General features: G+C 69.8%; 26 protein-coding genes and 1 pseudogene. 13 read left to right on the top strand and 14 right to left on the bottom strand.

What is annotated here, in order from left to right:
- Window positions 1-86 precede the first annotated feature (86 nt).
- Window positions 87-2,159 carry an N-acetylmuramoyl-L-alanine amidase gene (locus ADL25_RS08150; protein WP_234380744.1) on the top strand — a complete coding sequence of 691 codons (2,073 nt, stop codon included), beginning with the start codon at window positions 87-89 and terminating at the stop codon, window positions 2,157-2,159.
- 185 nt (window positions 2,160-2,344) lie between these two features.
- A pseudogene (locus tag ADL25_RS08145) lies at window positions 2,345-3,283 on the top strand (NAD(P)H-dependent flavin oxidoreductase); the annotation flags it as partial.
- A gap of 64 nt (window positions 3,284-3,347) precedes the next feature.
- Here the strand turns inward: ADL25_RS08145 and clpS are convergent.
- On the bottom strand, window positions 3,348-3,620 hold the full coding sequence (clpS, locus tag ADL25_RS08140; RefSeq protein ID WP_059126972.1) for an ATP-dependent Clp protease adapter ClpS: 273 nt from the start codon (window positions 3,618-3,620) through the stop codon (window positions 3,348-3,350).
- Between the two features lie 715 nt (window positions 3,621-4,335).
- Between clpS and ADL25_RS52140 the strand changes: the two genes are divergently transcribed.
- Complete coding sequence (locus ADL25_RS52140) at window positions 4,336-4,749, top strand: hypothetical protein (RefSeq protein ID WP_059126971.1); 414 nt, start codon at window positions 4,336-4,338, stop codon at window positions 4,747-4,749.
- A 78-nt stretch (window positions 4,750-4,827) separates the two neighbouring features.
- On the opposite strand, the gene ADL25_RS08130 is transcribed toward ADL25_RS52140, so the two are convergent.
- Window positions 4,828-5,589 carry a phosphoglyceromutase gene (locus tag ADL25_RS08130; RefSeq protein WP_059126970.1) on the bottom strand — a complete coding sequence of 254 codons (762 nt, stop codon included), beginning with the start codon at window positions 5,587-5,589 and terminating at the stop codon, window positions 4,828-4,830.
- Between the two features lie 175 nt (window positions 5,590-5,764).
- Between ADL25_RS08130 and ADL25_RS08125 the strand changes: the two genes are divergently transcribed.
- Window positions 5,765-7,021, top strand: coding sequence for an MDR family MFS transporter (locus tag ADL25_RS08125; protein ID WP_059126969.1), 1,257 nt, complete (start codon window positions 5,765-5,767; stop codon window positions 7,019-7,021).
- Between the two features lie 28 nt (window positions 7,022-7,049).
- Here ADL25_RS08125 and ADL25_RS08120 read toward each other — a convergent pair whose 3' ends face one another.
- A complete protein-coding gene (locus tag ADL25_RS08120) occupies window positions 7,050-7,544 on the bottom strand; it encodes a cupin domain-containing protein (protein WP_059126968.1) in 495 nt (164 codons plus the stop codon).
- 30 nt (window positions 7,545-7,574) lie between these two features.
- Window positions 7,575-7,946, bottom strand: coding sequence for a DUF4267 domain-containing protein (locus tag ADL25_RS08115; protein WP_059126967.1), 372 nt, complete (start codon window positions 7,944-7,946; stop codon window positions 7,575-7,577).
- A gap of 267 nt (window positions 7,947-8,213) precedes the next feature.
- Here ADL25_RS08115 and ADL25_RS51810 point away from each other — a divergent pair, with 267 nt between their 5' ends.
- Entirely contained in the window at window positions 8,214-8,435 is a 222-nt protein-coding gene (locus ADL25_RS51810; protein ID WP_324614039.1) for a hypothetical protein, read from the top strand.
- Window positions 8,436-8,439: 4 nt separating this feature from the next.
- On the opposite strand, the gene ADL25_RS08105 is transcribed toward ADL25_RS51810, so the two are convergent.
- The 3 genes from ADL25_RS08105 to mshA all read right to left on the bottom strand — a co-directional run bounded on the left by ADL25_RS08105 (window position 8,440) and on the right by mshA (window position 12,136).
- A complete protein-coding gene (locus ADL25_RS08105) occupies window positions 8,440-10,107 on the bottom strand; it encodes a glycoside hydrolase family 55 protein (RefSeq protein WP_402522254.1) in 1,668 nt (555 codons plus the stop codon).
- A 167-nt stretch (window positions 10,108-10,274) separates the two neighbouring features.
- Window positions 10,275-10,775 carry a YbjN domain-containing protein gene (locus ADL25_RS08100; protein ID WP_059127113.1) on the bottom strand — a complete coding sequence of 167 codons (501 nt, stop codon included), beginning with the start codon at window positions 10,773-10,775 and terminating at the stop codon, window positions 10,275-10,277.
- Between the two features lie 35 nt (window positions 10,776-10,810).
- Window positions 10,811-12,136 carry a D-inositol-3-phosphate glycosyltransferase gene (gene mshA, locus ADL25_RS08095; RefSeq protein ID WP_059126965.1) on the bottom strand — a complete coding sequence of 442 codons (1,326 nt, stop codon included), beginning with the start codon at window positions 12,134-12,136 and terminating at the stop codon, window positions 10,811-10,813.
- A 282-nt stretch (window positions 12,137-12,418) separates the two neighbouring features.
- Between mshA and ADL25_RS08090 the strand changes: the two genes are divergently transcribed.
- The 3 genes from ADL25_RS08090 (at window position 12,419) to ADL25_RS08080 (ending at window position 16,087) form a co-directional block, all read left to right on the top strand.
- Window positions 12,419-13,237 carry a class I SAM-dependent methyltransferase gene (locus ADL25_RS08090; RefSeq protein ID WP_181923091.1) on the top strand — a complete coding sequence of 273 codons (819 nt, stop codon included), beginning with the start codon at window positions 12,419-12,421 and terminating at the stop codon, window positions 13,235-13,237.
- Between the two features lie 229 nt (window positions 13,238-13,466).
- Complete coding sequence (locus ADL25_RS08085; protein ID WP_059126963.1) at window positions 13,467-14,543, top strand: NlpC/P60 family protein; 1,077 nt, start codon at window positions 13,467-13,469, stop codon at window positions 14,541-14,543.
- Window positions 14,544-14,791: 248 nt separating this feature from the next.
- Window positions 14,792-16,087: a PP2C family protein-serine/threonine phosphatase gene (locus ADL25_RS08080; RefSeq protein WP_059126962.1), complete on the top strand. Its 1,296-nt coding sequence runs from the start codon at window positions 14,792-14,794 to the stop codon at window positions 16,085-16,087.
- A 92-nt stretch (window positions 16,088-16,179) separates the two neighbouring features.
- Here ADL25_RS08080 and ADL25_RS08075 read toward each other — a convergent pair whose 3' ends face one another.
- The 3 genes from ADL25_RS08075 to ADL25_RS08065 all read right to left on the bottom strand — a co-directional run bounded on the left by ADL25_RS08075 (window position 16,180) and on the right by ADL25_RS08065 (window position 17,858).
- The gene (locus ADL25_RS08075; RefSeq protein WP_059127112.1) at window positions 16,180-16,521 is read right to left on the bottom strand and encodes a DUF2516 family protein; all 342 of its coding nucleotides are present in this window, start codon (window positions 16,519-16,521) and stop codon (window positions 16,180-16,182) included.
- A gap of 133 nt (window positions 16,522-16,654) precedes the next feature.
- Window positions 16,655-17,305 carry a hypothetical protein gene (locus tag ADL25_RS08070; protein WP_059126961.1) on the bottom strand — a complete coding sequence of 217 codons (651 nt, stop codon included), beginning with the start codon at window positions 17,303-17,305 and terminating at the stop codon, window positions 16,655-16,657.
- A gap of 103 nt (window positions 17,306-17,408) precedes the next feature.
- Window positions 17,409-17,858, bottom strand: a complete 450-nt coding sequence (locus ADL25_RS08065; protein WP_059126960.1) for a helix-turn-helix domain-containing protein — start codon at window positions 17,856-17,858, stop codon at window positions 17,409-17,411.
- Between the two features lie 259 nt (window positions 17,859-18,117).
- Here ADL25_RS08065 and ADL25_RS08060 point away from each other — a divergent pair, with 259 nt between their 5' ends.
- Window positions 18,118-18,702 carry a TnsA-like heteromeric transposase endonuclease subunit gene (locus tag ADL25_RS08060; protein WP_199839127.1) on the top strand — a complete coding sequence of 195 codons (585 nt, stop codon included), beginning with the start codon at window positions 18,118-18,120 and terminating at the stop codon, window positions 18,700-18,702.
- Between the two features lie 86 nt (window positions 18,703-18,788).
- On the opposite strand, the gene ADL25_RS08055 is transcribed toward ADL25_RS08060, so the two are convergent.
- Window positions 18,789-19,370 carry a DUF4240 domain-containing protein gene (locus ADL25_RS08055; protein WP_059126959.1) on the bottom strand — a complete coding sequence of 194 codons (582 nt, stop codon included), beginning with the start codon at window positions 19,368-19,370 and terminating at the stop codon, window positions 18,789-18,791.
- Window positions 19,371-19,427: 57 nt separating this feature from the next.
- On the opposite strand from ADL25_RS08055, the gene ADL25_RS08050 reads away from it, so the two are divergent.
- Both ADL25_RS08050 and ADL25_RS50365 read left to right on the top strand, forming a co-directional pair.
- Entirely contained in the window at window positions 19,428-19,697 is a 270-nt protein-coding gene (locus ADL25_RS08050) for a hypothetical protein (RefSeq protein ID WP_059126958.1), read from the top strand.
- A complete protein-coding gene (locus ADL25_RS50365) occupies window positions 19,694-19,903 on the top strand; it encodes a hypothetical protein (protein WP_234380722.1) in 210 nt (69 codons plus the stop codon). Before ADL25_RS08050 ends, ADL25_RS50365 begins: the two co-directional genes overlap by 4 nt.
- Before the next feature lie 250 nt (window positions 19,904-20,153).
- Here the strand turns inward: ADL25_RS50365 and ADL25_RS08040 are convergent, their stop codons facing one another.
- Window positions 20,154-20,504, bottom strand: coding sequence for a winged helix-turn-helix transcriptional regulator (locus tag ADL25_RS08040; RefSeq protein ID WP_059126957.1), 351 nt, complete (start codon window positions 20,502-20,504; stop codon window positions 20,154-20,156).
- Window positions 20,505-20,554: 50 nt separating this feature from the next.
- Here ADL25_RS08040 and ADL25_RS08035 point away from each other — a divergent pair, with 50 nt between their 5' ends.
- Together ADL25_RS08035 and ADL25_RS08030 are read left to right on the top strand one after the other, a co-directional pair.
- On the top strand, window positions 20,555-21,442 hold the full coding sequence (locus tag ADL25_RS08035; protein WP_059126956.1) for an NAD(P)-dependent oxidoreductase: 888 nt from the start codon (window positions 20,555-20,557) through the stop codon (window positions 21,440-21,442).
- 462 nt (window positions 21,443-21,904) lie between these two features.
- Complete coding sequence (locus ADL25_RS08030; RefSeq protein WP_181923092.1) at window positions 21,905-22,378, top strand: hypothetical protein; 474 nt, start codon at window positions 21,905-21,907, stop codon at window positions 22,376-22,378.
- A gap of 51 nt (window positions 22,379-22,429) precedes the next feature.
- Here the strand turns inward: ADL25_RS08030 and ADL25_RS08025 are convergent, their stop codons facing one another.
- Window positions 22,430-23,317: a hypothetical protein gene (locus tag ADL25_RS08025; protein WP_059126955.1), complete on the bottom strand. Its 888-nt coding sequence runs from the start codon at window positions 23,315-23,317 to the stop codon at window positions 22,430-22,432.
- 38 nt (window positions 23,318-23,355) lie between these two features.
- On the bottom strand, window positions 23,356-25,596 hold the full coding sequence (locus ADL25_RS08020) for a phosphotransferase family protein (RefSeq protein ID WP_059126954.1): 2,241 nt from the start codon (window positions 25,594-25,596) through the stop codon (window positions 23,356-23,358).
- Between the last annotated feature and the right edge of the window lie 21 nt (window positions 25,597-25,617).

Raw genomic sequence — 25,617 nt, 5'->3', positions numbered from 1 at the left:
GTCCGGTGAAGGTCTACGACCTCGCGCTGAAGGGCAGCGAGTCCGGCAAGCGGGAACTGCCCCGCACGGACACCCAGCAGTTCTCGATGGTCGGCGTCTCGTGGACGGGTGCCGCCAAGCGGCTCGACGGCACGGTGCAGGTACGCACCCACAGCCTCGACAGCGGCGAGTGGAGCTCCTGGCAGGACCTAGAGCTGAACATCGACCCGCTGGAGAAGCCCGGCCCTCACGTGCGCGGCGCCTCCGAACCGCTGTGGGTCGGCTCCTCCGACGGCGTCCAGGTACAGGTCGTCCACAAGAACGGCACCACCGGCTCGCTGCCCAAGGGGCTCGAGGTCAACCTGGTGGACCCGGGTGTGGTGACCGCCGCCGAGACGAAGTCCGCCGCCGCCGAGCCGGCCGCGTTCGTCGCCGAGACGAGTCCCGGTGCCACACCCACGGACTCCACTGAGCCCACGGACTCCACCGCGCCCACGGACTCCGCCACACCCGGTGACGGCACCACCGTCGCGCCGACGGACGCCCAGACCACCACGCCTCCCGCTCCGACCGACTCCACGCCCGCGGTCACCCCCAGCGACTCCGTGCCCGCATCCCCCTCGGCGAGCGCTTCGCCCACCGTGCCGGCCGCGCGGCCGTCCACCGTGCCCGAACCGCCCATCGTGGCGCGCGCGGGCTGGGGCGCCGACGAGTCGATCAGCCCCGAGGCGCCGGAGTACAACCCGGACGTCAAGGCCGTGTTCGTCCACCACACCGACGGGGCCAACGACTACTCCTGCACCGAGTCGGCGTCGATCGTGCGGGGCATCTACGCGTACCACGTGCAGGTCGAGGGCTGGAAGGACATCGGCTACAACTTCCTCGTCGACAAGTGCGGCACCGTCTTCGAAGGCCGCAAGGGCGGTGTCGATCTGCCGGTGCTCGGCGCCCACACCTACGGCTGGAACCGGGAGTCCGCGGGCATCGCGGTGCTCGGTGACTACACCACGACCAGCGCCTCCAACGCCGCGCTGGCCTCGATCGCCCGCGTGGCGGCCTGGAAGCTCGGCCAGTACGGTGCCGACCCCGCCGGAACCACCCAGCTCACCGCGGGCGCCGGCCAGAAGAACTACTTCGGCACCAGTTTCACCACCGGGACCAAGTACACCTTCCAGCGGATCTCCGGCCACCGTGACGGCTACAACACCCAGTGCCCCGGCGGCTCCCTCTACGCCCAGCTGCCCACCATCCGGGCGTGGGCCGCCGGACCTGTGCAGGGTCTGAAGACCACGACGGTCGACGGCGCGGGCCTCTCCGGCTCGACGTACTACACCAAGGGCGCCATCACCGTGCACTGGACGGCCACCACGCCGTCGTCGCTCATCAAGAACTTCCAGCTGCTGGTCGACGGCAAGGCCGTGGCCACCACCTCGGGCACCGCCACCTCCGCCGCCGCGACCCTGGCCCTCGGCAGCCACACCGTCGCCGTACGGGCCGTGCACCAGTCCGGCAAGACGGCCACCAGCGCCGCGCTGAGCGTCATGGCGGAGACGACCGCGCCGACCTTCACCACCACCCCGCGGCTCTCCCTGCGCTCCGGCACCGTCAACACCACCGCAGTCCCGGTCACCCTCGGCTGGAAGGCGACGGACGACAAGGCCCTGCGCTATGTGAAGCTGCTGTCCCCGACCGCGGCCACCTACGGCGCGACCACCACCAGCGCCGGCAGCACCGCCAAGTCCGGCACCGCCACCACCTGGTCGATGCGCGCCTACGACTACGCGGGCAACTCCCGTACCTCCTCGCCCGCTTTCACCCCCGTGATCCTGCAGGAGAGCTCCGCCACGAAGTCCGGCAGCTGGAGCACCCGCTCCTCCAGCAGCTACCTCGGCGGCAAGTCGTACTCCAGTGCCTCGAAGGGCGCGAGCCTCACCTGGACGTTCACGGGTCGCTCGGCGGCGTGGGTGGTCTCCCGCGCCTCCACCTCCGGCCAGGTCTACGTCTACGTCGACGGCACGAAGGTCAGCACCGTCGACCTGAAGTCGTCCAGCACGCTGTACCGGCAGGCGATCTGGACCAAGTCCTGGTCCGCCAGCGCCAAGCACACCGTGAAGATCGTCCTGGTGGGTACCAGCGGCCGTCCCACCGTCACGACCGACGGTCTCGTGTACCTCAAGTAGGGCGTTCCTTGCGGTAGTCAGTGCCACGACCACGCCAACATGCCCCCTGCCGGCGCAGAACGCGCCGGCAGGGGGCATGGTCGTTCGCCCCTCCTTCCGCACCGCGGGGCGCGCGCCGTTCACCGTGTGCCGCACTGCGGCGAGTGCGATGATGCGGGCCATGGCGTTGTCGGACGGCGTTCACGAAGTTGTCGGGTGTACGGCATCCGATCGCGCTGGCACCGATGGGCGGTTCCGCCGGAGGTGCGCTGGCCGCGGCCGTCTCGCGCGGCGGCGGGCTCGGACTGCTGGGCGCCGGGGGCGGCGATCCGCAGTGGCTGGCCCGTGAACTGCCCCTCGTCGTACAGGGCACCGACCGACCGTGGGGCATCGGCTTTCTGACCTGGGCGCTCGATGTCCGCACGGTCGAGCGCGCGCTGGAGCACCGGCCCAGTGCCGTGATGCTCTCCTTCGGGGACCCGAGCGCCTTCACCGAACGCATCCGCCGGGCAGGTCCGTTACTCGCCATCCAGGTCACCGATCTGGAGGAGGCCAGGCAGGCGGTGGACCTGGGCGCCGACGTCATCGTGGCGCAGGGCACCGAGAGCGGAGGACACGGGGCCCGGCACGGACGGTCCACCCTTCCCTTCGTGCCGGTGGTGGTGGACCTCGCGGCACCGGTGCCGGTGCTCGCGGCCGGCGGCATCGCCGACGGCAGGGGCCTGGCCGCCGCCCTCGCCCTGGGCGCCGCGGGCGCCGTCATCGGCACCCGCTTCCAGGCCACGGCCGAGGCCCTGGTGCACCCGGCCATCAGCGCCGCGCTCGTCGAGGGACGCGGGCAGGACACGGAACGCAGCCGCGTGCTCGACATCGCCCGCAGCTCCTCGTGGCCCTCCCGGTACACCGCCCGCACCCTGGGCCATCGCTACCTCGACCGATGGCGGGGCCGGGAGGCGGAACTCGCCACGGACACCGAAGCGCAGCGGGCCTATCAGGACGACGTGGCCAGTGGCGAGGTGCCGCCGCTACCGGTCTGGGCGGGCGAGGCCGTCGACCTGGTCACCGACCTGCCGCCCGCGGCCGACCTCGTCGACAGACTGGCGCGTCAGGCCGAGGACGCCCTGAACCGCGCCGGACGGCAGTGACGGCAACACCGTGGAACGGGGCCCGCGCCGGACCCGGCAGCGGCACGAACCGAGCTTTCGCAGCTCATGGGTTGCGCTGGAGGGTGGCCAGCAGGCCGTAGCCGTGCAGCGCCTGCACATGCCGTTCCATCTCCTCACGGCTGCCCACGGCGACCACGACTTCGCCCTTGCGGTGCACGTCCGTCATCGAATCGCGGGCCTCGGCCTCGGACCAGCCGAAATAGACCCGGAACACATGGACCACGTACGACATGAGGGTGATGGGATCGTTGTGGACGATCGCCACCCAGGACGAGTCCCCCTCCACGTCCGAACCCGATCTCCGGCCCTCTTCCATGACGCCCCCGGCACAAGATCATCCCCAGCGTGCCCCGACCGGCACGAGCGCCGCCATGCTAAGTGCAGCCGCCCGGCGAACGGCCCTCCCGCCGCCCCGGAAACCGCAGGCCGAGGGCATGTTCAGATGTCGCTCACCTCGTGGTCATCCCGGAAGACCGAGTTCACGTACGACGTCGGCGAGAAGCAGGCGATCCCGGTCGTGGGAGGAGCCATCACCTTCCTCCCTCAGTCGCCCCGTCGACCACGCACCGGGGGCGACAACGGCGGGGACGCCGGCGAACGTCCGCGCCACGGACGGCGACGAGGCGTGTGCAGTCGGAGCCGGCGCTTGCGCTCCTGGCGCCACATCGCGACGCAACTCGGCACCAGGAAGAGGGGCGCCAGGAGCGCCGCCCAGAGCGGGCGACCGGTGAACTCGCCCACGAGGAGCACGGTCCACCCCACCACGAACGCGACGGGCCCCCGGAGTCCGGACCCGATCGAACGCCACCAGGCCATGCGCCCTCCGCAGAGAATCGTGCCCGCCCTCACACAGCGAGCAACAGGATCAACCTGCCCACCGGCCGGGTCAAGCCACCGAACACGAAGCCCTGACCGGTGCTGTGCGGTGGCGTCTGAGCCAGGCTGGTGTGCCGAGGAGCCCGAATCGCTGGGGGAAGCCCGGCCGCCGAGGCACACTGAGGACACGTGCCGGGCGGCGGACGGGGGCGCGGATGCGGCGGGAGCGGGCGATCGCGCTCATCGGCCTGGCCTCGGCCCTGTTGTCGGTGTTGCTCGCGGTCGCCGTCAATGTCGCCACCGGGAGCAGCCTTCCGGCGCCTGTCGACACGTTCGCGTGGCTGTCGTGGCCCGCCGTCGGAGTCCTGGCGGTGATCGTCGGGTGGCCCGCCGCGTGGCAGCACCGCCTGGACGCGCCGGGTGTGGAGCCCGGCGGCAACGAGGGGACGGCCGCGAGACCGGCCGAACTGCCCGCCGCTCCGAGCCTGACGAAGGCCCTCTCTGAGTCCCTCGGGCACTCCGATCCGGGGCTGACGTTGAAGGTGTACGCGCACCTCATGCCGAGCCGCCGGGACCGGGCTCGGAAAGCTCTCGGGCGAGCGCTCCGGCCGCAGGACCCGCGGGCCTGAGGGCCCAGAGAGGGCCCGGGCCGTGAAAATGCCCCTGAGTCGCGCCGTCTGCGCAGCTCAGGGGCATGATCACAAAACCTACTTCTTCTTGCCCTGGTTCTTGACCGCCTCGATCGCCGCCGCGGCCGCGTCCGGGTCGAGGTACTTGCCGCCGGGGTTGAGCGGCTTGAAGTCGGCGTCGAGCTCGTAGTAGAGCGGGATGCCCGTCGGGATGTTCAGCCCCGCAATGTCGGCGTCCGAGATGCCGTCCAGGTGCTTGACCAGGGCGCGCAGGCTGTTGCCGTGGGCCGCGACCAGGACCGTGCGGCCGGTCAGCAGGTCGGGCACGATGCCGTCGTACCAGTAGGGGAGCATGCGGAAGACGACGTCCTTCAGGCACTCCGTCTTCGGGCGCAGCTCCGGCGGGATCGACGCGTAACGCGCGTCGTCCGACTGGGAGAACTCGGCCCCGTCCTCGAGCGGCGGCGGCGGCACGTCGTAGGAGCGGCGCCACAGCATGAACTGCTCCTCGCCGAACTCCTCCAGCGTCTGGGCCTTGTCCTTGCCCTGCAGGGCACCGTAGTGGCGCTCGTTCAGACGCCAGCTGCGGTGGACCGGGATCCAGTGGCGGTCGGCCGCCTCCAGCGCGAGCTGCGCGGTGCGGATCGCGCGCTTCTGGACGGAGGTGTGGACCACGTCGGGCAGCAGGCCGGCGTCCTTCAGCAGCTCACCGCCGCGGACCGCCTCCTTCTCGCCCTTCTCGTTCAGGTTGACGTCCACCCAGCCGGTGAACAGGTTCTTCGCGTTCCACTCGCTCTCGCCATGGCGGAGGAGGATCAGCTTGTACGGTGCGTCGGCCATGGCCCCGAGCGTAATCGAAGCCTCCGACCGCTTGCGCACCCGCTCGCCAGGCGGACGGCCGTCCTCTCGGGCGTCCGCCAGTTGACGGCATCTGTTAATCGAGTAGCCCCTCCGGCCTGCAAACTCGTAAGTTGTGCTCACCGCTCGTACCGCTTACATCCGTGGGGGACCTCTCATGCCGCTCGCCGCCGTCAGACGTGCCGCCCGCGAGACGGTCTCCGGCCTTCCCCGCGCGTTCTGGTGGCTGTGGATCAGCACGCTCGTCAACCGGCTGGGCGCCTTCGTCGCCACGTTCATGGCGCTCTACCTCACCCTGGACCGCGGCTACTCCGCGTCCTACGCCGGACTCGTCGCCTCGCTGCACGGACTGGGAGGAGTGATCTCCTCCGTCGGCTCGGGCGTGATGACGGACCGGCTCGGCCGGCGGCCGACCCTCCTCGTCGCCCAGTTGTCCACGGCCGTCTCCGTGGCCCTGCTCGGCTTCATGCACGACCCCGTCGCGATCGCCGCGGTGGCCTTCCTGGTCGGTATGGCGAGCAACGCGTCCCGTCCAGCGGTGCAGGCGATGATGGCGGACATCGTCCGGCCCGAGGACCGGGTCCGCGCCTTCTCCCTCAACTACTGGGCGATCAACCTGGGCTTCGCCGTCTCCTCCATGACCGCGGGGTTCATCGCCGAGTTCAGCTACCTCGCCGGGTTCCTGATCGAGGCGGGGATGACGATGATCTGCGCGATCGTGGTGTTCGCCAAGCTCCCCGAGTCGCGGCCCGTGGTCACCGCCAAGGAGGCGGCCGGGAAGGACGTGGGGCTGGCGGCCGTCCTGCGCGACGGGCGCTTCATGAGCGTGGTCGGGCTGTCCTTCCTCGTCGCGGTCGTCTTCCAGCAGGGGTCGGTGGGCCTGCCGGTGGCGATGGGCCGGGCCGGTTTCACACCCGCGGACTACGGCATGGCCATCGCCGTCAACGGCGCGCTGATCGTCGCGCTGCAGATCCCGGTCACCCGTTTCATCGAGCACCGCGACCCGCGCCGGTTGCTGGTGGCCTCCTCCATGCTGGCGGGGTACGGCTTCGGGCTCACCGCCTTCGCCGGCTCGGTCGGCGTCTTCATGCTGACGGTCTGCGTGTGGACCCTGGCTGAGATCGTCAACGCCCCGACCCAGACCGGCCTCGTGGTCCGCCTCTCCCCCGTGCACGGGCGCGGCCGCTACCAGGGCATGTACACCCTGTCCTGGGCGGTGGCGGCCCTGGTCGCCCCGCTGATGTCCGGTGTCGTCATCGACCGGTTCGGCGCCGAGTGGCTGTGGGGGCTGTGCGCGGTGGTCGGCACGGGCGCGGCGGCCGGGTACGCGGCACTGATGCGCCGCCTGCCCGCGGAGGTGACGACGACGGGGGCCCGGGTGGGAGCGCCCGAGGCAGAGGCCAGCACAGCCTGAGCGGGCGCCCCCGTCCCGGCACGTCCGCTCAGTCCCGGCGGCCCTCCCAGGCCTCACTCGACAGGAAGTGGTTGTCGTAGAGCTCCTGTACTTCGAGGAGCGTCTCCGGCGGCACCTTCCCAAGGCCTACGCGCTCGAGATGGCGGAAGTACTCGAAGCGCTCGACACCCGGAGTGATCACGATCAGGATGTCGGCGTCCTGTCCGGGCGCGGCGGCGAAGGCGTGCGCCGCCCCAGGAGGCACGACGACCAGATCGCCCTGCTCCGCCGTGACGACCCGGTCGCCGGAGAGCAGCTGGGCCGTGCCGTCGAGGATGTAGAACATCTCGGCCGAGCGGGTGTGGAAGTGGGGTCGCGCCCCGTCCGCGCCCCCGGTGAGGGTGACGCGCTGGGTGGACAGCGCCCCGCCGGTCGCGCTGCTGTCGGCCAGCAGCCGTACGGTCGTGGGAGCCCGGCCGACGACTTCCGCGTCGGCGGAGCGGACGATCACGGACGAGTCGAACTGCGGCACGAAAAGCGACATTTGAGAACTCCTCGGTGGCGCGTCGGCGGATCAGGCGAGGAAGAGCAGCACGGCGGAGACGAGCACCACCGCCGCCGTGGCCAAGTGGATACCGAAGGCGGCGGCCCTTGTGCCGCCGTGCCGCAGCACGATCAGCGTGTCGCCGAGCGGGACCAGGGCGGCGGCCACCATGAACCAAGCCTCGGCGTGTGCTCCGGCGAAGGCGAGCAGAGCGAGCCCAAGTATGCCGGTGGAGGCGTCGCGCAGGCCCTTGATCTCCAGATACGCGGCGTCGCCGCCCGGCTTGGCCGGCACGCCGTAACCGATGGCGGCGGCCCGGGGCTGCAGCAGGAAGCGCGCCCCGATCACAAGAACGAACAGGTCGAGCAGAAGGGCGAGGCCGTAGGCAGCCGGCGTAAGCATGTCGGGCTCCTTTCTAGCACCGCTAGATATTGAAGCTACGCTAACATAGCATCGAAAGAATGACTAGCAACGCTAGAATTGTGGCCATGCCGACCCCGGACGCGCCGTGAGCGCGAAGGAGCGGAACGCGAGCGACTCATCGTCACGGCCGCGCGGGAACTCGCGGAGGCCGAGGGCCGGGACGCGCTGACCACTCGCCGCCTCGCCGCCTCGCCGCCTCGCCGCCGAGATCGAATACAGCCGGCCCGTCCTCTACAGCCACTTGCCGTGGACCCGCCGTTCGCGACGGCCGGGGAGCCCGCCCCGCTGCGCGCCGCCTTCGGCGAACCGCGCCCGGCCGTGGCACCGCTCGCCGCGGAAGAGGATCCGGGCGTCGTCGCCGAGACCCTCCGGGCGGGTCTGCACGGACCGCTCACACCGATGCGCGGCGGCCGGCTGCCCCGTGAGCAGCACGACCGCCGGCTGCCCCTCCTGATCGACCGCCGGTGACGGGCTACAACTCCCGCTGCGCCTCGTAGAGGTTGCGCGGACGCACGGTGTCCGTCGTCCCGTACAACTCCAGACGGGCGTGCAGATCGCCCGCGAAGTCGGGGACGTCGATCTGGTCGAACTCCGTGACCTCGTTCAGCCCCACGGTGGCCGAGTACGGCGCCAGGCCGTCGATCCTCATCAGTCCCGCACGTCCGTTCGTCACACGGACGTTCCAGTGGGTGAAGCGGGCGCCGAAGAGGGGACCCGCGGACGCGTCCCCGCCGTGGCGGCCGTTGTTGTTCACCGTGATGTCCGTCCGGACGTTCGCGAAGGGCAGCCCGCGGTGCGAGTCGAAGGTGCCCATCCGCATCTCGCCGCGCGACCAGACGTTGTAGGAGGACAACCCCTCCACATTGATGCCGTGGAGCTGGGTGTTCGGCGGGGCCGGCACCGTGCGCTCCTCGACGGTGAAGTCCTCGATCAGGTTGTCGTGCGAGCCCTCCCGGCAGAAGTACGGGTGGTGCGAGCCCCGGCCGGCCACCCGGGTGCGGCGCAGCGTGCAGGAGGAGGCGGCGACCAGGCCGAAGCCGTTGTCGACGTCACGCACCACGACGTCGTCCGCCCAGCAGTCGTAGGTGCACTGGAACGCGACCCCGTTGTAGCCCTTGTCCAGCAGGTGCGGGGACTGCGGGGTCTGGACGGCCTGGAGAGTCAGGCCCTCCACTCCCGCGCCGGTCAGCGCGGGTACGTGTGTCGTCAGACGCGGATCCCACTCCGGGCGCACGTCCAGCGGAAGGGGTCGCTCGAACGTGACCTTCCGGCCCGCCACGCGCGCGATGCGCACGGGCCACTCGTAGGGGACGTACGAGGTCAGCTTCGTCTTGTCGTCCCAGTAGTACGCCTCGGGGCCCGAGCCGCCTCCGGACATGTGCTCCAGGAGGGTGTGCCCGGCGTCGTCCGCGAGGCGCAGCAGGACGAGTTGCCCCGGCCTCAGCCGCCGGGTGTCGGCGACCGTCACCGTCCAGGAGCCCCGCTGGGCCGGGGACACCGTGGTCAGCGTCTCCCATTCGTCGCGCTTGTTGCCCGTCCAGCCCTCGAACGGCCACGCCCGGTCCCGGATCGCCACGGCCAGGGAGTCCCAACGCGCCTTCGGTGCCAGCCAGATGAGGCCCCCCGCCCAGGACCAGGAGGACTTGTCGCCACCGTACCGCGAGCCGTAGACACCGATCAGCTCGGTGAGGTTCTTCGTCGCGTACAGCGTCGTACGGCCGCTGCCCGCACCCTTGAGGACGACGTTGTCGTGTCCGATGCGGATCAGATCGTCGATGCGGTACGTGCCCGGCGGGATCAGCACCGTGCCGCCCCCGGCCCTCCCGGCGTCGGCGACAGCACGGTTGATCGCGGGGGCGCAGTCGGTGGCGCCGTCCGGCACGGCTCCGTACGCGGTCACATCGGCCACCACACGACGGCGCGGGAAGCGGGTGGCGCCACGGCCGTAGCCGGCCCGGCCGATGTACGGGATCTGCGGATGGGTGAAGGGGGTTCGGACGAACTCGCGCCACAGGAGGGGCACTTCCCCCTTGTCGCGAGTGGAGGCGACGGCCGTCGCCGGCGTTCCGGTCACGGCGACGGCCGCCACGGCGATGGCGCTGCCGAGCAGGCTCCGTCTGGTGATGTCCGCGTGCCCCATGCCCATGTCCGAACCGCCTTCCAAGGATGTCGAGGACTCCGAGGACTCCGAGACGTGAATTTCCATGGATGTGAACGCTGTTCATGTTTGCGTTGGCGGTGAGCATGCCACGGCGCCCCTGGGCGGGGAAAGAGTTGTGCAGCGGTTGATTGGTACGGACCGGAGCGTCAGCTTTCGGAGCGCTCGGTCAAGTGACTGAACGCCGCCAGATTGCGGGTCGACTCGCCGCGCGACACCCGCCAGGCGTACTCCTTGCGGATCGCGGACGCGAAACCGAGCTCCAGCAGGGTGTTGAAACTGCCGTCCGCCGCCTCGAGCACCGACCCGAGCAGCCGGTCCACTGCGTCCGCGGTGACCGCGCCCAGCGGGAGCCGGCCGGTCAGATAGATGTCGCCGAGCGGGTCGACGGCGTAACCCACCCCGTACAGCTTGAGATTGCGCTCGAGCAGCCAGCGATGCACGGCCGGCTCGTTCTCGTCGGGGTGCCGGATCACAAAGGCGTTGAGAGAGAGGGAGTGCCTGCCGACGATCAGCGACACGGTCGTCGACAGCTTGCGCGTCCCGGGGAGTTTCACGACGTACGAGCCCGTCTGCGGGCTCTCCCACTCCAGTTCGGCGTCCTCGAGCGCCCCTTCGATGACCTGTGCCGCCTGCTGTTCGTCGGACATGCGGGCAGCGTACGTGACGGCGTCGGCCGCGGCGCTCACGCCCGGCGCCGGTGCGCCTGCATCGCCTCCGCGTAGACGCCGGCCGTCGTCGAGGCCGCCGTGTCCCAGCCGAACGACTTGGCGTGCCGGGCCGCGGCCTCGCCCATGCCGGCGCACAGATGGGGGTTGGCGGCGAACTCGCGCAGCACGCGCGCGTAGGCGGCGGGGTCGTGTCCGGGCACGAGGAATCCGGTCCGTCCGTCCTGGACGGCGACGGGCAGTCCGCCGACCGAGGCGGCGATCACCGGCGTACCGGCCGCCTGCGCCTCGATGGCCACAAGCCCGAAGGACTCGCTGTACGACGGCATGACCAGAACGGACGCGGCACGGAACCAGTCGGCGAGCCGGGCCTGCTCGACGGGCGGCCGGAAGTGCACGACATCGGCGATGCCCAGCCGCGCGGCGAGCTTCTGCAGTCCCTCCGGCTTGGCGAGGCCGCTGCCGCTCGGACCGCCCACGACCGGCACCACGATGCGGGAGCGCAGTTCGGGGCACTCGTCGAGCAGGAGGGCGACGGCGCGCAGCAGCACGTCGGGCGCCTTGAGGGGCTGAATGCGACCCGCGAAGAGGGGGATCAGCGCATCCTGCGGCAGACCGAGCCGGGCGCGGGCGGCGGCGCGCCCGTCCGCCGGGCAGAACCGCTCCAGGTTCACCCCCGGATGGACGACGGCCACCTTGCCGGCGTCGGCCGCATAGTGCCGTACGAGTTCGGCGGCCTCTTCCGCGGTGTTGGCGATGAGCCGGTCGGCGGCGGAGACGATCTGGGTCTCGCCGATGACCCGGGCGGCGGGCTCGGGGGTGTCGCCCTCGGCGAGCGAGGCGTTCTTGACCTTGGCCATGGTGTGCATGGCGTGCACCAGGGGGGCGCCCCAGCGCTGGGCGGCGAGCCAGCCGACATGGCCGGAGAGCCAGTAGTGGGAGTGCACGAGGTCGTAGTAGCCAGGGCGGTGACCTGCCCAGGCCTGCATCACGCCGTGGGTGAAGGCGCAGAGCTGGGCGGGGAGCTCCTCCTTGGCGAGCCCTTCGTAGGGTCCGGCGTCGATGTGCCGGACGAGGACGCCCGGGGCGAGCTCGACGACCGGCGGGAGGGCGGCCGTGGTCGCCCGAGTGAAGACCTCGACCTCGATGTTGATCTCTGCCAGACGCTGCGCCAGTTCCACGATGTAGACGTTCATGCCGCCGGCGTCGCCCGTGCCGGGCTGATGGAGCGGCGAGGTGTGCACGGAGAGCATGGCCACGCGGCGCGGCCTGCGATGCGGCAGCCGCAGCCGCGGCGGAGCCGTCGGGGAGCGACGCCCGAGCCTGCTGATGTACTGGCTCACGTGGCGTTTCCTCCTTGTTCCGGGCATGCCTTCAGGGAGGGCGCAGGACCCCCTCCAAGGTGCGAACGCCGGAGGACGACTCTCCATTTCCAGCACGGATGGTTTTGCCCAATCATTACCTATCGTCGCTCAACCGTTCGAGGCTGGTCGGCGTGGAGGGATCCGGCGTCGGCCCTGCGGGACGCGATCACCTCTCGCCGCGGACCCCGTCGGGTCGCCGATCGATGCAGCGCGCCGGCCCCGTCCAGAGCCCCACCGCCCGGGCCGCTTACCCTCGTACGCATGTCAACCCGCGCCGCGTCCCGCCCCGTGGGTACGGTGACGCGCGGGACCACCAATCCGAACCGGCTGCGCCGGATGGACCGCTGGATCGCAGCGGTCCACGGGGCAGAGCTCCGCCGCGTGGCGGACCCCGTGGCCGTCGACCTCGGGTACGGCGCCGCGCCGTGGACCGCGGTCGAGCTGCTGCACCGGCTGCGTGCGGCGGCACCGCGGACCCGGGTGGTGGGCGTGGAGATAGAGCCTGTCCGGGTCGCGGCCGCGCAGCCGTACGCCCGGGAGGGCCTGGTCTTCCGGCACGGCGGCTTCGAGGTGCCCGTGCAGGGCCGCCCGGCCCTCATCCGTGCCGCGAACGTCCTGCGGCAGTACGAGGAGCGCGAGGTCGCCGCCGTGTGGGAGCGGCTGCGCGCCCGGCTCGCCCCCGCCGACCCCGGGGCCGGCTTCCGCGGCGGGCTGCTCGTCGAAGGGACGTGCGACGAGATCGGACGCCGCCATGTGTGGGTCGCGCTCGGCCCCGAGGGCCCGCGCACGGTCACGTTCGCGACCCGGCTCGGCTCGCTGGACCGCCCGTCCGACCTGGCCGAACGGCTGCCGAAGGCGCTCATCCACCGCAACGTCCCAGGTGAACCGGTGCATACCTTCCTGCGCGACTTCGACCGCGCCTGGGCCGCCGCCGCTCCCTACGCCTCGTACGGCGCGCGCCAGCGGTGGATACGCACCGTCCGCCGACTGACGTCGGACTGGCCGGTCACCGACGGCCCGGCGCGCTGGCGTCAGGGGGAAGTCACCGTGACCTGGGGGGCGTTGGCACCCCGCGACTGAACCCGTCCGATCTGCGGGGAACGATCTTCCTGAGTCCTTCGTCACATTCGCGGGGAGATCGTCGTACGAAGACGGCCTGTGGGGGAGGGAGATCGTCGTACGAGGTGCGGCAGGAGAGGGAGTTTTTTGCGCCCCTAAGTCCTGCCTCTGTCACTTTGCACGCCGCCGTGACACGATCCCCCAGGCGTCTGGGAGTTACTGACAGTTAATCAGCTTTGGGGGCGAAGTTATGGGATCCGGGAAGCGGACCCTCACCACGTCGGCCATCGTTCTGGTCTGCGCAGTCACCGTGCTGGGCGTGCCCGCAGAGGCGTACGCCGGCCCGGGCCGGCCGACGCCCAGGCCGTCCGACCGGTCGGCGACGGCGCCGGTCGGGGATCTCGAAGCCGTCCGCGAGAAACTGGACACGCTGTACCACGACGCCGCGGTCGCCACCGACGCCTACAACGCGGCCGAGGAGAAGAGCAAGGAGCAGTCGGCGCAGATCGTCGAGCTGGCCCGGGAAATCGTCAAGGGGCAGGACAAGCTCGCCGAGTTGAAGGACCGCGCAGGCGCCGCGGCCCGCGCCCAGTACCGCGGCGGGGGTCTGCCGCCCGAGGTACGCCTCTGGCTGAGCAGCGATCCGCAGGCGTTCCTCGACGACGCGGGCACCGTCCGCCAGGGCGAACGCGCGACCCAGGGCCTGCTCGCCGACTTGACGCGCACACAGCACGACTTGGAGCAGTACGCACGCGACGCCTCCGACCGCTGGAAGGAACTCGACGCCAACCGCAAGGTCAGGGCCGAGGCCAAGAAGAGGATCGAGAAGCAGATCGCCGCGGCGGAGAAGCTCCAGTCGCAGCTGCAGAAGAAGGAACGGGAGCGGCTGCGCAAGCTCGAGGAGGAGGCCGCACACAAGGCCCAGACCGCCTGGCTCGACTCCGGGATACTGAAGGAGATCAAGGCCAAGGCCTCCCAAGAGGGCAGGAAGGCCGTGCGGTTCGCCACGCGCCAGATCGGCAAACCGTACGTATGGGGCGCAGAGGGCCCCAAGTCGTACGACTGTTCGGGCCTGACCTCCCAGGCCTGGATCGCGGCCGGCACACCGATCCCCCGGACCTCCCAGGAGCAGTGGAAGCAGCTCCGGCACGTCGACGTCAAGGACATGCGCCCCGGCGACCTGATCATCTACTTCCATGACGCCAGCCATGTCGCGATGTACATCGGTCACGGCGCGATCATCCACGCCCCGCGCCCGGGCCGGACGGTGACCATCGCGGGCGCGGGCTCAATGCCCATCCTGGGGGTCGTTCGCCCGGACGCGTGATGCGTCCCACGTGACGTGGCACACGACGGCCCCGCCCAAAACCTCGACCACACGTGACATTCGTCATCCCCGGTGGGGTCCGTCGTGTCCAACTGCGGTACTTGATGCGGCATATGACGGCGGCCGGTTGCCCCGAGCCGCCCCACCGGGCATTCCGTTGCCCCCTCGGCTACCGCTATGGTCCCCGTCGGTGGGTCGAGGTCCCTCGCCCCGCCGTGCCCTCGGGGGGAGGGAAGGAACCCAAGACGATGCCCGTACCCGTACCGCGGCAGAGGGCGATCCCGGCCGCGGAGAGTGGTCAGGCTCAAGCCGAGTCCCCGCCCGTGACCGCGGCCGCACAGGGGCCGGCCGCCCGCGGCACCACCGCGGCCGAGACGCTCACCCTGCTGGTGATCGAGGACGACCCGGCCGGTTCGCCGATCGTGCCCGAGATGCTCGACACCGCGGGCCGTCCCATCCGGCTGCGCACCGCCCGCAACCTCACCGAGGCCGGGCGGCTGCTCACGGACGACGTCCACTGCATCCTGCTGGACCTCGCGCTGCCCGCCCCCGGCCGGGCCGCGGCCGAGGACGACGAGCTGGCGGCACTGCGGCACGTGCTGCAGATCGCGCCCCGGCACGCCGTCCTCGCCCTCACCGCATCCTGCGACGCCGAGCGCGGCGCCGAGGCCGTGCGCGTCGGCGCCCAGGACTACCTGTTCCGCGACGAGCTGGACGGACGCCTGCTGAGCCGGGCGATACGCTACGCGGTCGAACGCAAGCGCTCCGAGACGGCCGAGCGCCGGCTGACGGAGTCCAAGCTGCGGGCCCAGGAGAACGCCCGGCTCGAGCGGGGTCTGCTGCCCAATCCGCTGCTCGACGGCTCCTCGCTGCGTTTCGCTGCCCGCTACCGCCCCGGCCGCTCCCGCGCGCTGCTCGGCGGTGACTTCTACGACACCGTCCGCACGCCCGACGGCACGGTGCACGCGATGATCGGCGACGTCTGCGGGCACGGCCCCGACGAGGCGGCGCTCGGTGTGGAGCTGCGCATAGCCTGGCGTGCCCTGACGCTCGCGGGCCTGTGCGGTGACGAGCTGCTGTCCACCCTCCAGCAAGTGCTGGAGCACGAGCGCGGCAACGAGGAGATCTTCGCGACGCTGTGCACGGTGGACATCGCGCCGGACGGCCGCCGCGCCGGACTGTGTCTGGCCGGCCACCCGTCCCCGCTGATCGCCCGCCCGGACCGGCCGGCCGAGCTGCTGCCGTACGACAACAACGGCCCGGCGCTCGGTCTGATGCGGCACGCCCGCTGGCCGCGTCTGCAGGTCGAGCTGGGGCCCGTCTGGAGCCTGATGCTCTACACGGACGGGCTGATCGAGGGGCGTATCGGCGAGGGCCGCGAGCGGCTCGGCCAGGAGGGCATGCTGGAGCTGGTGCGACGCCGGCTGGCCGATGGCCTGACCGGCGAGGAACTGCTGCGCACCACGGTCAACGAGGTCCGCGACCTCAACGGTGGTGAGCTGGCGGATGACGTCGCGGTCGTCCTGCTCGACCGCGGACCGTGACGCACGGCGAGAAGCGACGCGACGACGATCAACACGGCGGCGGCGGGCATGGCCCGCCGCCGCCGTCGTACTGGTAGGACCGCTGCCCTCGTCTACCGTCCGCCGTTGTACGGACCGTAGGGACCGTCGCTGCTGCTTCCGCGCCGACGCCGACCCCAGCCGCCTCCGGAGATCTGCTTGAGGGCGGGCCGGACGTCCACAAAGAAGACGATGCTCGCGACCAGGCCCGCGAGCTGCAGGAAGAGCATCGGTACCAGCAGGTTCACCGCGACCGCGATACCCAGGATGATCAGCCAGAAGCCCTTGTTCTGCTTGTCGGCCGCCCGGTACGCGTCATTCCGGTACAGCGCGGCCATCACCAGTGCCACCACGGCGAGCACCAGCATGGCGAGGTACAGCAGCGAGAGAAAGCCGCCGAATGCCGTCAACAGCACTATGCCCACCACCCGGGTCGAGTCCTATGTACGGCCACCGTACCCGTGTCCGGCAGCCGTGTATCCGTGAGAACGGACCGGGCACTGCGCAAGTGCCCGGTCCGTCCGATGTCACACGATCCGTCGCACTTACTTACTTCGCCGGGGGCGTGGTCTTCTTCGCCGGGGCCTTCTTGGCGGCCGGGGCCTTCTTCGCCACCGGCTTCTTCGCCGGGGCGGCGGGCTCGGCCACGGCCTCGACAGGCTTCGGCTCGTCCTTGACGACGACGGGCTCCGGCTTGCCCTCGACGGCGACGGCCAGCTCCTCGATCTCCTCGGCGGCCTCACCGCGCCAGGTCTTCACGGCCAGCTCGCCATGCTCGGCGACCTTCTCGTAGGTCTCGCGGGCCTTGACGGCGTACTCGGCGGCGACACCGACGCTCCGCAGGGCGAGGTCCTGGGCGGTCTCACCGAGCTTCTTCAGGTCGGCGTCGAGGTTGGTGCCGAACTTCTTGATGTCGGAGTCCAGACCGTTGATGAACTCGTTGAACTTGGTCTGGAGGCTCTCCTGCGTCTCCTTGACGCGGGCTCCGGCCACCTTGGCGCGGGCCGCGGCCCGCTCCTGGACGGCCTTGGGGTCGGTGTTGCGCACGGCCTCGATGCGGGCCGGGGCCTCGGAGCGCAGCTGCTCCACCAGGCCGGGCACCTTCCTGGCCTGCTGCAGCGCCAGATCGGCGGTGCCGGCGGCGAAGTAGAGCGGGGTCGGGTCGCTGAGGGTCTTGCGCAGGTCGTTGCTGATGGCCATGGGAACGGTCCTCCCGGATCGCTTTTCGTCTGAGGGTTTTGGGTGGCCCGCGGGGCGCTTTCCAGTCGTCCCGTGCGTTTCGCTCGTCGTCACGGTCCTGAGGTCACCCCTCGCTCTTCCGCGGACCGGCATCACCGTCGTCGGCCGTACGGGGGCCGGGGGCTGCGGTGTCCTGGGCGTCGTCCGTGTCCGGGCGGGCGATCTCGAATCCGTTTTCCTTGCGGAAGGACTCGTAGATCTGGAGCAGCACCTGCTTCTGCCGCTCGGTGAGCGTGGGATCGGCGAGGATGACCGCACGTGTCTCCACCTCGTCCCGGTCCCGCTCGGCGTCGAGGATGCCGGCCCGCACGTACAGCGTCTCGGCGGAGATCCGCAGCGCCTTGGCGACCTGCTGCAGCACCTCCGCGCTCGGCTTGCGCAGCCCGCGCTCGATCTGGCTCAGATACGGATTGGACACCCCGGCGGCGTCGGCGAGCTGCCTGAGCGACAGCTGCGCATTGCGCCGCTGCTCGCGCAGGTACTCACCGAGATTGCCGACGTTGAGCGATGCCATACGTCCACCTTGCCGCACCCTTGCTAACAATTGCAAGCAGGTCGCTTGCAAAAGTGCGTCGTGTCACGTCCGGCGGGTGCGCCCGTGCGGGGTGACGCATCTCACTGAAGGTCAGCCGGTCTCGGTCCATCTGAACCATCTGGTCGCGCGTCTCAGTCAACCTTGGCCGTCCGCTGATCCGTCTCGCTCTTTCTGACCCACCGCTTCGTCCGGCTGCCTACGGTCGTCCCACCTGGCCAGCGCCGAATGGAGGTGCCTGTTGGAGGCTGAGGACTTCTGGCTGGAGGATCGGCGCCCGGGGCGAGTCCACGGTGGGCCAGTTGAGGTGATGCGGCGGGCCCGGTTCGAGACGGCCGGGCAGGTACGTGCGTTCCCGTCCTACCGGGGGCAGCGCGACTTCGCGGGTTGGTACTGGGCCGCGACCTGCGCTGACCTCGTGGGTTACGAGTCATGGGTGGAACTCGGACATCTGATGCGGCTGGATGCCGACCCGGACGTGATGGCGGTGGTCTCACAGCCGTTCCGCCTGTCCTGGCGGCACGGCGGCCGGGGCCGGCGGATCCGGCACACGCCGGACTACTTCGTACGCGGCCGAGACGGCACTGCCGCCGTGCTGGACCTGCGCCCGGACGAGCGGATCGAGCCGGAGGACGCGGCGAAGTTCGCGGCCACGGCCGTGGCCTGTGCCCGGATCGGCTGGGGCTATGGACGGGTCGGAGTGCTCGATCCGGTGTTGGGGGCGAATCTGCGGTGGCTGTCGGGCTACCGGCCAAGCACCCCAGAATGGTGGCCTCCGCTCATCATGCGCAGACTTCTACGCCACACCCCGTCTTACGGACGCTGAAAACACAGTTGGAAGCCCTTACGCCACAGTCATCCAGGCTTTGGAACTTGATGCGACGGTCTCCGCCCGCTCGCACCACCGGGTCACTATCGCAGGGGAAACATCGCGCTCAGTCTCGGCAGCCTGCGTACTGCCTCATCCTCGCACCGAACGTCCCACCGCTCACCGAGCGGTCCGGAGTTGCCGCCTCCATCGCCCTGCTCGGCGTCAACGGCTTCGTAGAACGCTTCGCCGCACTCGTCGTCAACACCAGCCAGGATCCCGTACGCCTCCATGGCGACATAGTCGAGCGACTCCCACCCGGGCCAGTCGCCGTTCCATACCTCCCGCGGACGGCCCACCAGGCCCTGGACCTCCAGGGTGGCGGCCAGGGCATCGGAATCAGCCACCACTTCAGTGAAGGCTTCCCGGCCGAGTCCCACCATCCACAGGCCGAAGTAGCAGAACCCGTCGTCCGAACACCAGCCGCCGAAGATCCGGTCCGCTGCTGCCCACAGGTCCCACGTGAACGCTTCGTGCGTCACCTCGTCCAAGCGCACCTGGAACTGCACGACCTCTGCCGGCGACCTTTGCGACAGTGCGCCACGCAGCCACGCGAGCCGTTCGTCCGGCCCCTGCGCCCGCCGCCGGCACTCCTCGATGAGCTCCCAGAAGGAATCGATGTCCACGGCGGCACTGTGCCAGGCGCCTCTGACAACACACGGTCCTCGGACTATGTTCGAGCGGTGGTAAATCCGGAGATCATCATCAAACTCACCCCGGACGAGGCGCTGGTCCTGTCGGACTGGCTGGAGCGAGTGCAGATGACGGACCTCAGCCGTCTCGTCGACGACGCCGCGGTCTGGGCACCCCTTCACCGCATCGCCGGAACGCTCGACAAGTCGCTACCGGGGATCTTTGCGGCGGACTACGCCGAACGCCTGGAAGCGGCCCGCCGCAGGCTTGGTCCAACCCCGGACCACGGCTCCGGAGACCACGAGGGGGCGGGCTCATGAAACCCCTCTCGGAAATGACGGAGCGCGACTACTTCGCCCGCGTCGGCCAACGTCCCGGCATGTTCGTCGGCAAGACCTCCTTCCACATGCTGACCGCGTTCCTGACCGGCTACGACCATCATGCTCACCGGCACGGTGGGCACGGGCTCACCGGCTGGCACGACTGGCTCATCGCCCGTCGCGAACGCGACTGCAACCCCGCCTGACCCGGCCAGGTCCTCCACATCGCCCTCCCGAACGGCTGGCACGACATCTGGAACCTTCCGCCTGAGGACGAACAGCACGCGATCAAGGTCCTGTTCGAGCTCCTCGACGAGTTCGCCGCCGAGGGCATGTGCACCCGTAGTAGCCACTTTTTTGTGGGTACTTGGCGACGGGCGGCAGCGGGGTGACTCTGGTGAAGGGCGGCCGGAGGGCCGTCAGATCCTGGTGAAAAGTGGGTGACGAGGCGATGTGTCATGAGGCCGACTGGGCCTCGCTGAGCTTCTCCAAGCGGCGGTGGCCCCAATCAGAGAGGGGAGCCAGCGCCTCGGAGAGTTCTCGACCGAACGCGGTCAAGGAGTACATGGTCTTCAGCGGAAGTACGTCGTGCACCTCCCGGTGCACCAGTCCGTCGGCCTCCATCTCGCGGAGCGCCTGAGTCAGCACCTTCTCGCTGAGGCCCGGCAGCCGCCGACGCAGCTCGCCTGGGCGGTGCGGACCGGATTCCAGCAGCCAGAGCAGAACCGTCTTCCACTTTCCGTCGATCACAGCGATCGCGGCAGTTACCCCACAGACATTCGGGTCCTGGGCACGGCTGCGCGTCATTTTCGTCCCATTCGTCACAGATTACCGATATTTTCTATGGGAGTTGAGAGATGTCCTCACACACCGAACAGTCTGCCGCCACCGTCCTCGGCTTGGGGCCGATGGGCCGATCCCTGGCGGGCGCGTTCCTGGATGCCGGCCTGCGAACCACGGTCTGGAACCGGACGCCGGGCCGGGACCGGGGGCTGGTCGCGCGGGGCGCGGTCAGTGTCCAGTCGGCCGAGGAAGCGGTTGCCGCAAGCAGTGTGACCGTGGTCTGCGTGGTGAACTACGACGCCGTGGACACCATTCTGCGGCGAGAGGCGGTCACCGGCGCACTCAAGGGGCGCACGGTGGTCAATCTGACCGCCGACACGCCGGACCGGGCCCGAGATGCGGCAGCGTGGGCGGCTGAGCACGGTGTTCGCTACCTGGACGGTGCGATCATGACGCCGAACACGACCATCGGCACTCCGGCCGCGGTGTTCATCCACAGCGGCCCAGAGGATCTCTACCGCGAGCACCAGCCCGTCCTTGAGGCGCTGGGTGGCACCCACACCCACCTCGGCGAGGAGATCGGCCGCGCGGCGGCATACGACATCGCGCTGCTCGACATCTTCTGGACCGCGATGGCGGGCTATGTGCACGCCCTGTCGATGGCGCGGGCCGAAGGCATCTCCGCGCGGGAGCTGGCACCGTTCGCCAAGGGCATCGGCGACATCCTCCCGCCGATCTTCGAAGAGGCCGCGGAGGAGGCCGACAGCGGTAGCTACTCCGGTGAGGGCAACCCGATCACCTCGGCCGTATCGTCCATGGCGCACATCGTCCACACCTCCGAGGCACATGGCATTGACGCGGGTGTGATGCGCGCGGCTGAGGGCATGGCCCGCCGAGCCATCGGACGGGGTCACGGCGCCGACGGGTTCATACGGATCGCCGAGCTCCTGGGCCGTCGCTAAGGAAGCCCCCGCGTTACCCAGATCGACTGAGACAACCGAGTAGCAGCTGTCTCAGTCAATCTGAATCACCACAGGTCACAGCATCACGCTGGTTCACCTTCACTGAGACGGGTCACGGGGCGGCCCCGTGTCCGCGAAGGTCGGTCAGCCGCGGTGCCGGGCCCTTCCGCCTCCTGCCCGCCATCGCGGAGCAAACTTCTCCGTCCATGTCGGTGAGGTCGCATATCGTTCAACCGTGGGACTAGGAACGGACGTTCGACCGGCGGCTGTGCCCCAGGAGAGCCGATACCTGTGCGGTGGCCGACGGCTCCTGCTCCGGCGCGGTCACTCTGTCCGCGGATTTCGACGTCAGGAGGCACCGATGGCGGTGCCGGGGCAGCGGGTACGCGGAACCGACGGCAACGAGAATCTCGGACAGGGCCGACAAGGACCTCGTGGCGTGGGCTCCAGAGGTGACCGACCGTGAGCACTGGCCTTCGGCTCACCTGGACACTGACCGGGCACGGCTGGGCCGACTGCACGATCGAAGCGCCTGCAGCGAAGGCCGAGCTGACCGCCTCGCACATCGGCAACGCTCCCGAGGACCTGCTGAATGCGGTCACCCGACTCATGGCCGGCGCATCGGAGGCACGTGTGCAGTTCGAGGCGGAGCCGACGGCTTTTCGCTGGTTCTTCCATCGCGAGGGCGACGACGTCTGGCTCCGCCTGCTCGAACTGCGGCACGGCGGTGAACACGACAACGCCGGGACCCAACTGTGGTCCGGAGCGCTGAGCATCGACGGTCTCGCCCGTGCGGTGGTTCGCTGCTTCGACGAGGTTGCGCTGGTCCACGGCGAGAGCGGATACCGGGGCAAGTGGGGTGAACACTTCCCCCGGAGCGAACTCGAGGCGCTCAGACACACCTGGCGGGCTCACCGTTCGCCTGAGATCCGGTGAGAGCGCGAGAAGGCAAGGCCACGACTTTTCCATCCGGCCAAAGGCCGCCCCTCACGCTGTCGTCCCCTGTCTCCAGCTCGGGTTAGCGGCGAGGGTCCACAGGTCGTCGAAGTGCTTGTTCCATGTAGTGATCACGGTCTTGGCCTCGTCACCGCCCTCCTGGGACCAGACGTTGAGGTCCGTGCGATAGCCCTTCGGGTCGTAGAACTCGGGATCCGTGCTGCGCAGCATCGTCCGGGGGGCCACGTCGTAGAGGCCGTACAGCACCAACTCCCTGTTGAAGATGCAGATCTTGTCCCTCGGTATGCCGGGATAGACGCGGTACTCGCACTCCGCCGCCACCCGGCCGACCGCGGTGAGCCTCTCGGCGATGATGGAGAGGGTGCGGTCGTACTCCTGGCACCGCAGCTCGAGCCGCCTACGGAAGTCGGGGTCGTCCAATGGCATCCCGCCCGGTCCCACCATCGAGGGCACGGTCATCGACTGTCCGAAGTCCGGGATCAGGAAACGAACGGTGACGTGTCTGGTCGGGCCGGGATCGTCGAGGAGCCCTTCGAGGCGATGGTAGAGCTCGTTGTAGAGCGTTTCGCCGGTATAGCCGAGGAAGCTGATCTCCACGGTGCGTGCGCTGAACGCCTCGCTCACGAAGCCGCCCAGCTCCCGTGAATTGACCTGCCGGCGCGGTGGCATCCGCAGGGACACGGTCAGGTCCTTCACCGAGTCGTACAGGACGTAGCCGACCAGGCTGAGCAGGGCGCCGCCAAGGAACACCTTGCCCTGCAGGGCGTCCCCCACCGGCTTCACGAACTGCGCGATCAGCCCCGTGCCGAAGAACCCCAGCAGCAGGATCCGTGTGACCGCCGGCTCGTAGCGGGCCCGTAACCTCTTCAGGCGCTCGATCACATCGCCCTCGGCCGGCCTTCTCCCACCGACGGACATCCGCAGCCCCTCCCCGCACCGAGGCGCCCAGCGGTGGTTCAGTTGTCCGCGGAGAGCCCGCCAACCCGTTGGGCTCCATGGTCCCTGTGTGGCAGTGCACGGACAAGATGGGGATTCGCGATCCATTTGACGGGCAATCCGAGTGCGGCCGTGGCCTCGGCCAGGGTCATCGCGTACGTGTCCACGGCACGGCGCACATTGGGGGCATCCAGACTGTCGCCGGTCACGAGACGGTCGAGGTCCACGTAAGCCGAGCGGACGACCTCCATCCACCGATACACGCGCCAGTCCTCCTGCCAGCCCCTCGTGTACTCCTCAGTCAGCGAGCGGGACCAACGCGTGAACATCCTCCCGCGGATCTCGGGACGTGTGGGAGTGAGATGCATATGGCGGACCAGGTCGTACAGCGGATCGCCCACCATGGCCATCTCCCAGTCGATGAGCGTGAGTCCGCCCGACCGACGCACCAGATTCCAGGGGTTCAGATCCCCGTGCAACAGGGCGGCCGACCGGGGGGTCACCAGGTGCCGGGAAAGGATCTCCCGCAGGCGTTCCGCACCGGGCAGGCCCAGAACTCGGGCCAGTTGCTGAGACTCCTTGGGCAGATTTGCCACCAGCAGGACGAGTTGCTCACTCAGCCATCCGTAGAAGCCGCCCCCGTCGCTCACCTCGCAGGACGTCGGATCAACGGGGGCAAAGTCGACCCGTGTCAGAGCGCACAGCTGGTCGACCAGCCCGTCCGCCTCGTGGGGCAGCAGACCATTGACGGGATGGTTCGGTGGCCGGTCCCCCTCGGGAGGGCCGACGTATGTGTGGATGGCGAAGGGATCGCCGGCGTGACTCTCGCCGAGGGCGAGCACCCTCGGGGCCATCACTGCGTCACCGGACCGCTCGATGGCTGCGAGGACCGCGTGTTCGCTGAGGTAACCGCGCTCGCGACGGCAGCCGGATGCCAACCTGCGCCGTACCACGACGGGGAAATCGATGTCCGCCACGCGCACCACCGAGTTGAGGTGGCCGGTGCCCTTGAACACCCGGTTGGCCGGCGCGGATCCCTCGGCGAGCAAGGCGTCACGAACGGCCGAACGCGGAAAACCAGGGTGCTCGGGAAGCCGCTCGTCCGGCTTCCACCGCAGAGCGGTGGCCGTCCGGCGGACACCGCTCGCCTGCTCGCCCCGAGACGTCCGCCACCGGATGAGAACCCGCTCGATCTCGGCGGCGTCCGGCACATGAGCCAGCCGAAGGGGTTCGGCCGCGGCCTGGAGAGCGCGGCTCACGCTCTCGGTCGCCGTGTCCAGGCTCTTCTGGTCGAACGAGTCGTCCAGCGACGTCGCAGCGCGAATCACATCGGGGTAAATGGACTGGGCACGCTCGAATGCAACGTAGTGCCGCAGATCCCTGGCCAGACCCTTGGCCGCCATCGGTCTGATGGCCTGCACGGCGTGCGCCCACGCGTCGATCACCTCACCCCACTGGAACGCCGGGTACTGCATCCGGACCAGATGGGTGGCGAGATCGTGCAGGGGGTCGCCGTAGGTCGCGAGCTCCCAGTCCACACAGATCAGGGGCGGGTCACCACGGTAGGTGACGATCACGTTGTCCCGGTGCAGATCCGCGTGGAGCAGGCTGAAGGGCCTGCGGACCATGAGCGGCACTCGCTCGGCCAGCCGGATCAGCGCGTCCTCGGGGATGCCGAGTGCGGCGAACAGTCCGCCGAAGGCAGTCCAATTGGGCTGACGGATCTGCCGGTCGGCCCGAAGGGCGAGTGTCCTCAGAAAGCCCTGGCTGTCCTTGTCGTTGCGCGGCCACCCATCGGGCAGTCGCGGCAGCGCCTCCCTGCGTACCTGCGACATCTGGGCGAGCAGTCCTGCCAGTGCGTCGATCAGCAACCTCTCGACCGGCTTGCCGTTGGGACAGATCGTGGACAGCGGGACGCCTTCCACATAACTGTGGATGGACGCCCCCCGGCCGCGGACCAGACAGGTGGGGACGTGTGGCAGCTCCCCCTTGATGGCGTCGAGGATCTCCGCTTCGTCCCGCCAGGTCCTGATCACGACCGGCAGCGCTTCGGGTCTGCGCACGCGCACGGTCACATTCGTGCCCGGTTTGCGTCGCACGCGGCGCGCCATGGCCTCGGTGAGGGGCAGCACATAGTTCCGGTTGTGATGACCCGTGGTCATCACCCCGCCCAGCATTGCCTGGCCCACGAACTCGTCGTAGGCGTCACCGGCGGCCCATCGCCCCCATAAGGCGTGCCGGGGAACGGGAGGTGCGCCCACGGGCCTCTCCTGTTGCTCAAG

Source organism: Streptomyces sp. NRRL F-5122 (genome assembly GCF_001507435.1).
In the GTDB taxonomy this organism is placed as follows: domain Bacteria; phylum Actinomycetota; class Actinomycetes; order Streptomycetales; family Streptomycetaceae; genus Streptomyces; species Streptomyces lannensis.
This window is presented reverse-complemented; position numbering and strand designations above follow the sequence as displayed.